The following is a 13,751-nucleotide window of genomic DNA, read 5'->3' on the forward strand; positions in this document are numbered from 1 at the left end:
GGAACTGCTGACCTTTTTCGATTTTCCCCGGCATCTCTGGCGCAAGCTGCGCACCACCAACGCCATCGAGCGCTGCTTTGTGGAAGTCCGTCGCCGCACCCGGCCCATGGTCTGCTTCGTCAACGTCGAAAGCCTCGACCGCATCATCTATGCCATCTTCAATGGAATAAATGAGAAGTCTCAATGGAAAAACCGCACCCTCCACCTTTTTACACAAGCAGCTTGACATCACCAATCGAGGACAATTACTTGTAATTTTAAAGGTTGTGGGATAGCATTCCGCGACTGGTAAGCAGCCGTTCGCTCGGAGCGGTGATGGGAGGAATATATGGAACCGAAAGCCGCACCCAATAGGAAAAGTGCTCGTGCGGTTTTGATCGGCTTTGTAGCTTTGTTACTGCCAGCACTGGCCGTCGCGGGCCAGCAGCAGGCTGCACCGGAGAACACGCTGGTTCGAAGGCCCATAAAGGCTGTTGGCTATGAGGTGGGCGGCGGAGCAACCCGAGTTGATCTGGCTGGCACTCGGCTTATGCCAGGCGCCAACGGAGAAGCCAGGATTGAGGCCAAAAAGGGCGTAACAGATATTGAGGTCGCCATCACAGGCCTGATTCGGCCCGAGCAACTCGCCAGCGAATTCCTCACCTATGTCTTGTGGGCTGCGTCACCGGATGGCCGCACCATGAATCTGGGAGAAATCCAGGCCAGCAAGGCCGGGAATGGCCAAATCAAGGCTACCACGCAGTTTCAGACCTTCTCACTGTTTGTCACCGCCGAACCCTATTTTGCGGTCAGTCGCCCCAGTGAACTGATTGTCCTCGAGAACCAGCCTGGTAAATCCACCAAGGGCAAAATCTTTGAAGTTAAGGACTACCCTCTCCTGGAGCGCGGCCAGTATGAGAAACTAGGGAACCCACTGGCACTCTCGCTTGACCTCAAGCACGTCCCGCTGGAGATGTACGAGGCAAGAAACTCCGTGGAGATCGCCAAATCCCGCGACGCAGAAAAGTACGCCCCGGAAATCTTCACTAAGGCAGAGAGCAGCCTGAAAATGTCAGAGAACCTGCTGGCCAGGAAGGCAGGCAGGAAGCAGATCATCTCGCAGGCGAGGCAGACGGTGCAGTTTTCAGAGGACGCTCGCGCCCTGGCCGTAAAGCGCCAGGAAGCCGAGCGGATCGAACAGGCAAGCCAGGCTGCAGCCGCGAAGGCCCGAGCTGAAGCCGAGGCAAAGGCAGCGGCGCAAGCGGCGGAAGCCAAACGCCAGGCCGACGAGGAGGCCCAGCGTCAGGCGGAGCTGGCGGCAGCCAGAGAAGCGCAACTGAAGGCGGAAACCGAAGCCATTGCGGCAAAGGAAGCGGCAGCCCGGGCGCAAGCCCAAGTCTTGGCGGAGAAGGAAGCTGCGGCCCGGCAGGACGCCGAACGCGCCCGACAGGTAGCCCAAGCCCTTCGCGCCCAGTTATTGGACCAACTCAACGCGGTTCTCGAAACCCGCGACACGCCGCGAGGCCTGGTGGTGACCATGGCCGATGTGTTATTCGACACCGGGAAATACAACCTGCGCCCCGAAGCCCGCGAGCGGCTGGCCCGGCTCTCAGGAATCGTGTCATCGCATCCCGGGCTGGTTCTCCAAGTGGAAGGTCATACCGACAGCGTGGGAAGCGATGAATTCAACCAGAAGCTTTCCGAGCAGCGCGCTGAGGCGGTCCGCGGCTATCTCATCGGGCAGGGATTGGCCCAGAACACGATTTCGGCCGTGGGGCTCGGTAAAGCTATGCCGATTGCGGATAACAGCACCGCGGAAGGACGGCAGAAAAACCGCCGAGTGGAAATCATCGTGTCGGGCGAAGTGATTGGGGCGAAGATCGGTAGCAGCCATGGGCAGTCGAAACCCGACGGCCAGAGCGCACCCTAAGGCACGAATCGCGGGGCTGGGTGGTTAAGGCGGTAGCCCGACGCGGCGAACCAGGTCTTTGAATCTCGGGTCTGAGCGAATGGGATCCCAGGCTTGTTCCTGCTTGAGATACGCCGTCAGGAAATTGCGCTCCTCGTAGGCTCTGTCTAGCCAGGCGAAAGCATGGTCCCGGTCGCCCAAGTCGACATAAACCATCGCCAGCACTATCCTCGGAATGTATCTGTGCCTGGCCTCCTCTTCCAGCCCACCGACCCATTCGCGAAGGGCGGTCTTAAAGTCGCCATTGGCGAACCCGTCTGTTAGCGCATCGGCAAGCACGGGAAAGCCAGACAGGGCCATCGTCCTCTCCCATTCCCGAATGGCGTCGTCCTTTCTCCCAGAGGCTTCCAGACACTTCGCCAAATACCAGTGCCACCCGGCGTCTGTGGATTTTGTCTTGTCCAGGTAGTCCCGCATTTGTTCGACCTGGTCCTCAGAGCCGAAATTGGGAGCGGTTGGATCATCAGACTCGAGTTGCCGCTCCAACCCCCTCTCTTTCTGGCCTTCATCCCGCCGCCCCATCTCCAGGAGATAGTCGGAATAACCGCCATGAGCGGATGCAGAGTTTGAGTTCAGCTCCACCGCCCGTTGGAATTCTTTGCCCGCACTCGACCAGCTCCAGTCATGCTCATATTGTGTCAGCAAGAGAGCCTTGGCCAAATGAGCTTCTACAAGCGTCTCATCCAGCGCCAACGCCTTCTCAACCTCGACCTTGGCTCTGGGGAGTAGATCCAAGTGCGGGACCTGTGGTGAGCTCAGAGCCTCATAAAACCCCAGATGGGCGCGAGCGTAGCCGGGGTCATCCCGAACCGCTTCCTTGAAATACCCGACGGCTCTTTGGAATGCCTCTTCGCTGGACTTCTCCCGGCCTTTCCGCAATTCCTGATCGATTGATCTACTCAAATAAAAGCGACCTGCAAGATAAGCGTCGTGAGCTTCCGGACTTACCGGCCGCGCGCTGGCCAAAATACCACTTTCCCGCGGCGTCAACGTCACCTGGATCTGCTCGGCGATTGACCGCGCCACTTCCCGTTGCAAGGCCATCACATCTTCAGCGCGGCGCTCGAAGCTTGCTCCCCAGAGATGTTTGTCGGTGGTCCCGTTAATTAACTGGGCGGTGATCCGCACGCGGCCGCCGGATCGCATGACCGTCCCCTCGACCAGCGCATCCGCCCCGAGTTCGCGCGCGATTTCCGGCATGGACTTATCAGTCTTCTTGAACCGCATCACTGAAGTCCGTGAGATCACCTTCAAGGCTGCGATCTGGGAAAGGTCCGTGATCAATTCCTCAGTCATGCCATCGGCGAAGTATTCCTGTGCGGGGTCGCCTGAAAGATTGGTTAACGGCAGCACAGCGATGGACTGGATTCGCTGAGGCGATTCACGGCCTGCCCCAACAGCCTTTAACAATTGCTCCCGCACGCGAGCTACATCCAGGGCGATCAATAACGCCAGGAATAAAACCAGCGCCGCCACCACGGCAAGCCGCCATGTTTGCAGGGTCGGCCGCTTCCGGGAGACTTGCAGGGTAGCTGCCAGCCCCATTGGGAATGCACTCGATGAGAGGACGGGCGCTGACGCGGGGGCACAGTTCTTAAGCGGCTCGGTTCCGTTCCCAGACGGTCGGATCATTTCTACCGTCGCGATGAAACGGTATCCACGCCGGGGCACAGTCTCGACGTAGCGGGGAACATCAGCCGACTCGCCCAGAGCTTCGCGCAGCCGCTTGACAGCGTTGTTAAGCCCGTGGTCGAAGTCTACGAAGGTGTCGGCAGGCCAGATTCTTTGCCGCAGTTCGTCCCGGGTCACAACCTCGCCTGCTCGTTCCAGAAGAATGCGCAAGACCTGAAACGGCTGGTCCTGCAGCCGGATTCTAACTCCCTGCTTACGTAACTCACAGGCGTCGAGATCAGCCTCGAACACGCCGAACCGCGCCGCCCCCGCCGCAGCTCTAGAGTCCGCATTCATGGACTTGGCCACCCTGTTGTTGACGCAAGTCTACCACAGGTTCAACTCGTAAGATATATGACCCTCTAAGTCCCATTTCATCAACCACAAACCTCGTTATGAGCAGGAGCGAAATTAGAGCGTGGCTGGCCATTGACACGTCAATGGTGGCAATGCGAAAAACTGACCAAAGTAAGGCCAATCAGCGTCGAGATATCCGCTGGGGAGGTGCTCGATGAAGGGCAGCGGCCGCTACCACTCAATTTCAATTTGTCTATTGGTTTCCACAGCCGTGCTGTTTTGGCTGTTCTGTCGTCCGCCTGTGGCGGCAGCAGTCGAATTCAGCAATGCGATTAGCTATGCTGCGGGAATTAACCCGGTTGCCATAGTCACAGGCGACTTTAATGGCGACGGCAAGCCGGACCTGGCGGTCGTGAACGCTGGCGACGGGACAACCACCAACCCGGGCAACGTGAGCATCCTGCTCGGCAAGGGCGATGGCACCTTCCAGGCCGCCGTGAACTACCCTGCCGGCCAAAGCCCAAATTCGATTGCGGTCGGCGACTTCAACGGCGACGGCAAGCTCGACTTGGCTGTCGCTAACCAGGGCATCGCGCTTCAAGCAATAGACGGCACCGTCAGCATCCTCTTGGGCAAGGGCGATGGCACGTTCCAGGCCGCCGTAGACTACACTGCGGGAAAGATTCCATACTCAATTGCGGCTGGCGACTTCAATGGTGACGGCAAGCCCGATCTGGCGGTGGTCAATGCCGCTAACTCCCAGACCGCCACGCCCATCGATGGCGATCTGAGTATCTTGCTGGGCATTGGGGACGGAACCTTCCAGCCAGCCGTGGACTATCAGCCCTGCCCGTCGCCGGTGTCGGTCCTCCTTGCCGATCTCAATCACGACGGAAATCTGGACGTGATCGCGCTGGATCAATCAACCGCTGCCCCCTCAGGAGTTTTGCTGGGTAACGGAGATGGCACTTTCCAGTCGCCCCTGCCCTTCAGTGCAGGAGGGCAGGGCGTGCTGGGCGACTTCAATCGCGACGGCAAATTGGACCTGGCGCTCAGGGTGGATCTTCTCCTGGGCAACGGCGATGGTACCTTTCAGCCGGAAGTCACAATCGACCTAGGCGTTTTCTCAACCGTCGCGGTGGCCACCGATATCAATGGGGACGGCAAGCTCGATTTGGTCGGGTGGTACACGGCGTTTTGTTTCGACCGGACGAATTGTACGCCCGGCGTATACCCTGCCATTCTGCTCGGCCGTGGAGACGGGACTTTTTCGCGGCTAACGGACACCTTCCCAGGCGCAATTGTCGGGGTCAAGGCCGCTGCGGATTTTAATGGTGACAACTTACCCGACCTGGTGGGGATTGACGGGAGTTCCGGTAAGGTCAACATCTTACTGAATGCGAGCCCCACATCGACGAAAGTAGACCTCGCGCTCGGAATGTCGCCGTCTAACAACACCCTCGCCGCGGGAACTAATCAGACTTTCAGGATTTCCGTTCTTAACGAAGGACCGATAGATGCCACGGGCGTGACCGTGACGGACATGCTGCCTGCAGAACTCACGTTCGTCTCGGCGAAAGCCAGCCAGGGCAGTTGCCAGGGAACGAGTTCGATTAGCTGCGACCTTGGCTCGCTGCTCTCGCCGGGCTCCGCAATGGTGACAATCACAGCAACCGTCAATGCACCCGGCACAGGCAATACAATCACGAACCAAGCCAGTGTATCAGCAACCGAATCGGATTCAAACCTGGCAAACAATTCCGCCTCTGCCGTTACAAACATTCTGGACTTCCAGATGTCCGTTTCGGCGACCTCTTTGACAGTGGCCGCAGGCGCCTCCGCATCAGCCACAGTCTCGGTCGTGCCGGTTGGCGGATTCAACCAGGCTGCCACGCTCGCCTGTACGGGCGCGCCCAGCAACGCAACATGTGAAATCTCACCCGCTTCGCTGGCCCTGGACGGGTCGGACATGGCTTCGGCAACTCTGACGGTCAAGACGACGGCACGCTCTTCCGCACTGCCATTTGGCGGGACGAAGCCCTTCGTATTCACAAAACCTCTGCTCATCTTCTGGGCAACGTTTTTGATGCTGTTGTTACTGGTGGCGTGCAATGCAAGAGATCCCTGGCGTCGCAGTGCCGCGCGAGGCTTAATGTTCGCCACAGTGGCCCTGCTGGTTGTGACCTGGGCCGCCTGCGGCGGAGGTAATAACACGGTTGGTTCTGGTGGACCGCCGCCGGAAGTTTCAACGCTGACCATCACCGCCACCGCCGGCAGTTTTACACAGAGAGCGACGGTGACGCTCACCATTAAGTGATCTGAGATACAGGAATCGAGTGCTGGCTGACCCACCGTGGCGGGGTCCGCTTGGGAAAGCGGCCGGCGGCGCAGCTTGCCTACGCCAGGGCTTTCTTGACCACTCGCAGCAGGCCTTGCATGGAACGCTCGGTGGTCTGCTGGTGGGTCATGCCGGGGGCCTTGAACTCGCATTCCAGCGACATGGTTCCGTCGTAGTGGGCACGAGCGAGCGCCCGCAACTGGCCCGCGAGATTGATGACGCCCTCGTCGGCAAAGGTTTCGTGGCACTGCTTGCCGCCCGGGCCGCACTGCATCCCTTTCAGGTGGAGGTGCCAGATGCGGCTCTTGTCGAGCGCGTCATAGCCGTCCGGGTATGACACCTCGCCGTGCGTGTAGCCGTTGCCCACGTCCCAGTTGAAGCCCACAATCGAAGCCGGCGTCTTTTTGAGAATCGCGGCGGTTTCGTGCCCGGTTCCGCCGTTGCACGATTCTTCATTCTCAATCACCAGCCGCACGCCTTCCCCGTGGGCCACCTCCGCGGCCTTCGACAGCTCTTCGGAAACGCGCGAATAGATTTTTTCCGGCTCGGATACGCGCCAGAAGGTGAAGCCGCGAACCTTGTCCGTTCCCCAGGCGTGGCAGCGTTCGGCGGCGCGCTTCAGCAGGTCCATCTGGCCCGAGTAAGGATAGGCATCCTTCTGGGCGCTAACAGGTTTTGTTCCCGGCAGCGCGCACTTGTAGAGGGCCGAATCCACCACCGAACATTTGAACTGATACTCGCCGAGCAGTTGCTTCACCCGCCTGATCTCTTCCGGCGTTGCCTCGGTGTTGTATTTTCCCCGAATGGCGCGAATCTCAACCCACGACAGGCCGTAGCCCTTCATGAGCTTCAGGGCGTCACCCAGGTCCGGCGAAAAGCCGTCGCTGATGGCTCCAAGTTTGAACCTGCCGAACGATTGTGCGGGCAGGCCCCAGGCCTCCGCGCCCTGCGCGCAAAAAGCGGCCCCGGCCGCCAGAACAGAATTCTTCAGGAACGTACGGCGCTGCATTGTTGAAACCTCCGGATGGATCTTTTGCCACCGGACGACCGATAAGGCCGCCGAAGACAGAGAAACAGTATACTGCCAGAATTTCTCCCGTCGATGAAAGAATGAACTTTGAATTACGAAGGGTGAACGATGAGCCTTTAAGGATGAAGGGTGAAGGGTGAGGTGTGAAGGATGAAACAGAAAGCCCGAGCGACGGAGTCCAGGTGCACGCGCAGTGCGATGCCGCGATTTCACTTATCCAATTTCAAATGCCAAATTCCAGAACTGAAAAACCCACCACTCAGGACCACAAAGTCATTCATAATTCCTAATTTGTAATTACCCGGATTCATCATCTCTTCACTGGCCACTAATCACTTACCACTAACTACTGCCTTATTCGTGTCTCAGCGCCACCATGGGATCCACTTTCGACGCTCTGCGCGCGGGGATGTAGCATGCCGCCAGCGCCACGGCGATCAGGACCACTGAGACGGCGACGAACGTGAGCGGATCGGTGGGCGTGACGCTGTAAAGCAAGCCCGCCAGGAACCGCGTCAACACGAATGCCCCGGCAATCCCGATCGCAACCCCGGTCAGCGCCAGTTTCAGTCCCTGCCCAATAACCATCCTTAGAACGTCTCCCTTCTCCGCCCCCAGCGCCATGCGGATGCCGATTTCCCGGGTGCGCTGCGACACCGAGTACGAAATCACCCCAAAGATTCCGATGGTGGCGAGGAGCAGCGCAATCGCGCTGAATGAGGCCATCAGTAAGGTGCGGAACCGCTCCTGCGCGACGGAGGCGCCGAGCACGTCCGGGAAGGATTGGACATCCGTCACCGGCAGGTCCTTGTCAATGGAGTGTACGACTTCGCTGATGTGGCGGGCCACGCTCGATGGGCTAGACGAACTCCTTACAACGACCTCCCCTCCCCAAAGAGGCGCCTGGGGGAAGGGCACATACATCATCGGACCGGGCTCCCGGCTGAGCGCTACGTCCCGCACGTCGCCGACCACGCCGACGATTTTGCGCGACACATCGCTGTTTGGCGGAAATCCAAACCTCATTTGTCTTCCGATCGGGTCCTGGTTCGGGAAATAGCGCCGTGCCAGCGTTTCGCTGATGATCGCCACCATCGGGTTGGACGGCGAATCCTGCTCGGAGAAAAAGCGGCCCCGGAGCAGTGGAATTCGCATCACGCGAAAATATTCAGGGCTCACCGTGGCGTAATCGGCGGTGCTGGTTTTGCCAGGTGGAAGCGGAGGATTCCCTGCGATGGTAAATGCAAAGTTGGCTTCGCCTTGGCGGTCCATCGGGAGCGGACCCCCCAGTGCGGAATCCCGCAGGCCGGGCTGCGCATGAAGCCGCGCCAACAGGTCCCTGGAGAAAGCCGTCCACTGCTGCGGTGTCGAATATTCAAACTGGGGGAGAGAAACCTCAGCCTCTGTGACGTTCTCCGGGTCGAAACCCGGATTGACCGACGTGACCCGCGCAAAGCTGCGGATGAGGAGGCCGCCCGCAACCAAAAGCACCATTGCAAGCGAAATTTCTGCAATCGAAAGGAAACTGCGCATATACCGGCCGCCCCGTTGGCCGGCACGCTCGCTGCCCTCCTGGATGGCTGTCTGCAAGTTGGACGGGGCTGCCAGGAACGCGGGCGCCAGTCCAAACACCAGCGCGGCGGCAAGAGACAACAACAGCGCGAACACAAGGACCGGCCCACCAACGTGAATTGAATTGATCCGGGTCACATCCGGCGGCAAAAAAGGACGGAAACTCCAGACCCCCCAGGCCGCAAGGACCACGCCAGCAATTCCGCCGAGCAATCCCAGCAAAGCGCTTTCCGTCAGCAATTGCCGGACAATGCGGGCGCGTCCCGCCCCCAGCGTGGTCCGCATGGCAATCTCGTGCGCGCGGGAAGTGGCGCGCGATAGAAGCAGGTTCGCAATGTTGGCGCAGGCGATCAACAGCACCAGGCCAACCGCCGCCAGCAAAACAAGGAGCGCGGGTTTCACGTCCCCAACCACCAGTTGCCGGAAGGGCACAATCCGGATCTTCACTCCGGAGTCTTGCGCGGGATATTCCTTCGCAAGCCGCGCGCTCAGCGTGTCCATCTCGGCCTGAGCCTCCGCAATGGATGCGCCCGGTTTTAGCCGGCCAACGCCGCTCATCACAGGCACGCCGGGCTTCAATGTCAAAGGTCCGAACACAGGGTCCTGCGCGATGGGAATCCATACGTCCTGATGGACAGCCCCGTCAGGATAGTGAAAGCTTGCCGGCAGGATTCCGACAACGCTGAAAGAACGCATGTCCAGGTTGATGGATCGGCCAATAAGGGCCGGATCGGAACCAAAGCGGGTGCGCCAGAGGTTTTCGCTCAGCAGGGCCACGGGCGCGGCGCCTCTCTTGCCATCCTCGGGCAGCAGCGTGCGGCCCGCCAGGGGCTTGGCGCCCAGCAGCAGAAATATCTCGGGCGTCACATCCGCAGTGTTCACAATGGATGGCTCGCCTGTTCCGGTCAAGGTAAGATCGTGAAATGAATTTCCAGCCATCTCGCTGAACACGCGGTTCTGCTGGCGTATCTCGGTGAAGTCCCTGTAGGAAATTCCTCCGAGCGCGTCCGATTGTTTCAGTGGAACATCGAACATCAGGACGATTTGATCGGGATGGGGATAGGAGAGCGGTCGCAAAAGCACCGCGTCCACGACGCTGAAAATCGCCGTGTTGGCGCCGATGCCAAGCGCCAGGGTGAGGATTGCGATCACAGTGAAGCCCGGATTGCGCCGAAGCTGGCGGAGCCCATAGTGGAGGTCCTGGGCGGCTTCGTGGATCACGCGCACGCCCCAACTGTCACGGCATTCTTCTTTCATTTGCTCAATCCCTCCAAACTCACGAAGAGCCGCATAGCGGGCTTCTTCCACGCTCATGCCTTTGGCGGCGTTTGCTTCAATCAATCTGTCGAGGTGGAAGCGCAGCTCCGCGCTCAGATCGTCTTCCACGCGCTTCTTCCGGAACAACGACCGCAGCCGAAGCGGCAATTTGTAAATCCAGCGCATGATGAAAATCCAGTGGCAAGTAAATAGTGGTCAGCGACCAGCCGGGTAGTGCAGAGTTGTTTTTCAACTCTGCGGTTCTTAATTTTTATGAAAAAGTAGTGACACCCCTACGCACGACTCTACTCTGCCACGTCGGCGGCACAATTTGAAATCTGAAATTTCAGATGTCAGATCCCATAACCCAAAACGCAGAACTCAGAGCTAGCAACGGCGTCGTAAAGCCGCCGCCCGTCCCATTTCAAATCTCAAATTTCAGATTTCAAATCTCTCCCCATAACTCAGAGCCCTGAACCCAGAACCGGCACCCGCGGGGTAAAGCCGCTCCTACGCCCTGTTTCAAATCTCAAATATTGGCATTCACAACTCGCAACTTGTAATTGCCGTGGCTCGTCACTAACCACTCATCACTAACCACTGCCTCATTCGTATCTCAGCGCCACCATCGGATCAACCTTGGCCGCGCGGCGGGCGGGAACGACAGCGGCGGCCAGAGTCACCGCCGCCAGAGTGGCGATGGTTGCGCCAATGGACACTGGATCGCCCCCACTCACTCCGAAAAGCAGCGAGCTGAAAATCCGCGCCGTCGCCATGCCGCCCAATATTCCCGCCACCGCTCCAACCAGCAGCATCAGAGCTGCTTCGCGCACTACCATCCCGAGAACGTCCCGGCGATTTGCGCCGAGCGCCATTCGAACGCCGATCTCCCGCGTCCGTCCGGCGACGCGATAGGACAGAGTTCCGTAAACACCCACATACACCAGCGCCAGAACCAGCAGGCCAAAAAGCGCCGAAAGCTTCGCCACCAGCACCTGCGAAGTGACCGAATCGGTTACCAGATCGCCTGCTGTCTCCACGCTGTCAATAATGACGTTCGGATCCGAATCGTGAATCCTGGTTCTCACGCTGCTGGCCAATGCGCGAGGGTTCCCCACGGCTCGCACTTCGAGGTTCGGAGCGCCGAAGTCGTCGAAGCTGGCGCTGCTCAGAGGTGCGTACACGCGCCTGCGCACCGCCGCGCGAATACCGTGATCGTGAACATCGCGCGCCACGCCAATGATGTCGTAAGGCGGCTGTCCGGGATGATCGGAGTCCGCGATGTACACCTTATGCCCCAGGGGATTGCGGCGGCCAAAATAGAACTTGGCGAAGGTCTCGTTCACCACCATCACCCGCGCGCCGCTTTGGAAATCCTGCTGGCTGATTTCGCGCCCGAGCACGATGGGCACACCGATGGCGCTGAAATAATTCGGCCCAACCTCGTCGTCGGCAGAGTGCAGATCCCCTTTTTTGACGGGAGTGAATCCGTCGATGCGAATATCGTCACTCGATTCGTCGCCGCTGAACAGACCGTTCGACGATGCCGTCACGCTGCGCACGCCCGGCAGGCTTGCCAGGCCTTCCAGCAGCTTGCGGGTTTGGTTCAAAATTTCCGGCCCCTTGTAGCCGCTGGTGACAAGGTCCACTTTCGCCAGCACCAGATGATCGCGGCTGTATCCGAGGTCAACCTCCTGCAGTTTGCGAAGGCTCCGGACGAGCAGCGCCGAAGCCATGAGCACCAGCACACCAAGCGCGATCTGCGAGCCCACCAGAAGGGAGCCTGCGCGGCCCCAGTTGCGGCTGGCGCCCCGGTCGCCCTCTCTGAGAGCGCTGTCCAAATCAGCACGGAGAGAACGAAGCGCGGGCGCCAGGCCAAATAGCAGGCCCACCGCCAGGCATACGACGGCGGTGAACACAAACACTCGCCGGTCAACGCCCACCGCCAGCATGTTCGTGCTGCCGCGGCTGGTCATACTCACGAGAGCGCCAGCTCCCCATTCAGCCACCAGCAAGCCCAGCGCGCCGCCCATGGCAACCAGCAGCATGACTTCTGTCATCACCTGGCGAAAAACCCTGCCGCGCCCGGCGCCCACCGCCAGCCGCACGGCAAACTCACGCTGGCGGGTTGCCGATCGCGCCAGCAATAAATTTGCGACGTTCACGCACGCCACCAGCAACACCACCCCGACCAGCCCCATCAGCAGGAGCAAAGGAGTTGAAAATTCCTCCCGCAGCCGTGAAAGGCCTCGCCCGCCCGGCGACACCTCAACATCAAATTTCATAGTCCGCATGGCGCCGCGGTCGTCCGCGGTAAGGCTGGCCGAAAGCGTTTCAGTGAGCGCTTGCCTGACCACCGCAACCGCATCCTCCCGTGCCTGCGGGATGGTAACGCCCGGGCGAAGCCGCCCCATCAGCAGCAAAGTCGAGATGTCGGGCGTCTCCAGAAAGTTGCGCCCGGGCAATACCTGGGGCTCCATCATCATGGGAACCCAGAGGTCCGCGCGGTCGCCCACCACCTCGCCGAAGAATCCGGGCGGAGCCACTCCGATGATCGTTAAAGGATAATTATTCAGGCGCACGGTGCGCCCGATCACGGCGGAATCGCCCGAGAAGCGGTCGCGCCAGTAGTCATAACTGATCACCACAACCGGATCTCCGCCAGGAACACGGTCTTCCGCAGCCGTGAACGTCCGGCCAAGCAGCGGCTGGACGCCAAGCGTCTCGAAATAATTGCCGGTCACAAGCCTGCCTCTGGCCTTTTCCGCGCCGCGGTCAATCCTGATCTGCAAACTGTCAATGTGTGCGCTGGCCAGCAGAGACGAGAACACGCGGTTCTGGTCGCGCACCTGGCAATAGAGAGGATACGAAAAAATATCCGTGCGCGGAGTCCCATTCGACCAGCCATGAACGTGGCTGGGATTGCCGATCGCAACGAGTTGATCGGGCGCTCGGACCGGCAGCGCGCGAAGCATCAGCGCGTTAATCACGCTGAAAATTGCTGTGTTGGCGCCAATGCCCAGCGCAAGCGTTAGAACAGCAACAAGTGTGAAGCCCGGATTGCGCCGAAGCTGGCGCAGGCCGTAACGGAGATCCTGCCCAAGTTCACTGACAATGCGCACGCCCCAACTGTCTCGGCATTCTTCTTTCATCTGCTCCATACCTCCAAATTCACGCAGTGCTGCGTAGCGTGCTTCTTCCGCGTCCAGGCCTTGGGCGAGCTTCTCTTCGATCAGCTTTTCGAGGTGAAAGCGCACTTCATCGTTGAGTTCGTTCTCAACGCCGCTCTTCCTGAACAGCGATCGCAACCGAAGCGGCAATTTGTAAATCCAGCGCATGGCAAAAACCAGGGGTTAGTGGTTAGGGGTTAGTGACCAGCCGGTTAGTGCGCTTTGAAATCTCAAGTCTCAAATTGCAGAACCCATAACCCAAAACCCCGAACCTAGAAAGTCATCCGCAATTCGCAACTCGTAATTTCCGCTCCGCGGCCTTCCGCAAACGGCTCAATTTGAAATCTCAAATTTCAGATTTCAAATTTCAGACCTAAACTCATAACCCAGAACGCAGAACTAAAAACTCGTTCGTAATTCGAAATAGCGGTGGCTCCCCTTTCATCGCTCTGCCCCTATGGCCTCTCT

7 protein-coding genes are annotated in these 13,751 nt (G+C 59.2%); 3 read left to right on the plus strand and 4 right to left on the minus strand.

What is annotated here, in order from left to right; all coding sequences use genetic code 11:
- Window positions 1-46: 46 nt before the first annotated feature.
- Both VFQ24_04740 and VFQ24_04745 read left to right on the plus strand, forming a co-directional pair.
- Complete coding sequence (locus VFQ24_04740) at window positions 47-226, plus strand: transposase (GenBank protein ID HET9177648.1); 180 nt, start codon at window positions 47-49, stop codon at window positions 224-226.
- Window positions 227-328: 102 nt separating this feature from the next.
- Window positions 329-1,909, plus strand: a complete 1,581-nt coding sequence (locus tag VFQ24_04745; protein HET9177649.1) for an OmpA family protein — start codon at window positions 329-331, stop codon at window positions 1,907-1,909.
- Between the two features lie 24 nt (window positions 1,910-1,933).
- Here the strand turns inward: VFQ24_04745 and VFQ24_04750 are convergent, their stop codons facing one another.
- Entirely contained in the window at window positions 1,934-3,916 is a 1,983-nt protein-coding gene (locus tag VFQ24_04750; GenBank protein ID HET9177650.1) for a winged helix-turn-helix domain-containing protein, read from the minus strand.
- 214 nt (window positions 3,917-4,130) lie between these two features.
- Between VFQ24_04750 and VFQ24_04755 the strand changes: the two genes are divergently transcribed.
- On the plus strand, window positions 4,131-6,233 hold the full coding sequence (locus VFQ24_04755) for an FG-GAP-like repeat-containing protein (protein ID HET9177651.1): 2,103 nt from the start codon (window positions 4,131-4,133) through the stop codon (window positions 6,231-6,233).
- 79 nt (window positions 6,234-6,312) lie between these two features.
- Here the strand turns inward: VFQ24_04755 and VFQ24_04760 are convergent, their stop codons facing one another.
- The 3 genes from VFQ24_04760 to VFQ24_04770 all read right to left on the minus strand — a co-directional run bounded on the left by VFQ24_04760 (window position 6,313) and on the right by VFQ24_04770 (window position 13,451).
- Window positions 6,313-7,263, minus strand: coding sequence for a sugar phosphate isomerase/epimerase family protein (locus VFQ24_04760; protein HET9177652.1), 951 nt, complete (start codon window positions 7,261-7,263; stop codon window positions 6,313-6,315).
- A 375-nt stretch (window positions 7,264-7,638) separates the two neighbouring features.
- Window positions 7,639-10,299 (minus strand): ABC transporter permease, encoded by a 2,661-nt coding sequence (locus VFQ24_04765; GenBank protein ID HET9177653.1) that lies wholly within the window; start codon window positions 10,297-10,299, stop codon window positions 7,639-7,641.
- A gap of 419 nt (window positions 10,300-10,718) precedes the next feature.
- Window positions 10,719-13,451 carry an ABC transporter permease gene (locus tag VFQ24_04770; protein HET9177654.1) on the minus strand — a complete coding sequence of 911 codons (2,733 nt, stop codon included), beginning with the start codon at window positions 13,449-13,451 and terminating at the stop codon, window positions 10,719-10,721.
- Between the last annotated feature and the right edge of the window lie 300 nt (window positions 13,452-13,751).

The sequence above is a fragment of the Terriglobia bacterium genome, assembly GCA_035712365.1.
GTDB lineage: Bacteria > Acidobacteriota > Terriglobia > UBA7540 > UBA7540 > SCRD01.

What these genes read in the sequence shown, in the direction of transcription:
- VFQ24_04765 (HET9177653.1), bottom strand. Translation starts at nt 10,299, where the DNA reads ATGCGCTGGATTTACAAATTGCCGCTTCGGCTGCGGTCGTTGTTCCGG.
- VFQ24_04745 (HET9177649.1), top strand. Translation starts at nt 329, where the DNA reads ATGGAACCGAAAGCCGCACCCAATAGGAAAAGTGCTCGTGCGGTTTTG.
- VFQ24_04760 (HET9177652.1), bottom strand. Translation starts at nt 7,263, where the DNA reads ATGCAGCGCCGTACGTTCCTGAAGAATTCTGTTCTGGCGGCCGGGGCC.
- VFQ24_04770 (HET9177654.1), bottom strand. Translation starts at nt 13,451, where the DNA reads ATGCGCTGGATTTACAAATTGCCGCTTCGGTTGCGATCGCTGTTCAGG.
- VFQ24_04755 (HET9177651.1), top strand. Translation starts at nt 4,131, where the DNA reads ATGAAGGGCAGCGGCCGCTACCACTCAATTTCAATTTGTCTATTGGTT.
- VFQ24_04750 (HET9177650.1), bottom strand. Translation starts at nt 3,916, where the DNA reads ATGAATGCGGACTCTAGAGCTGCGGCGGGGGCGGCGCGGTTCGGCGTG.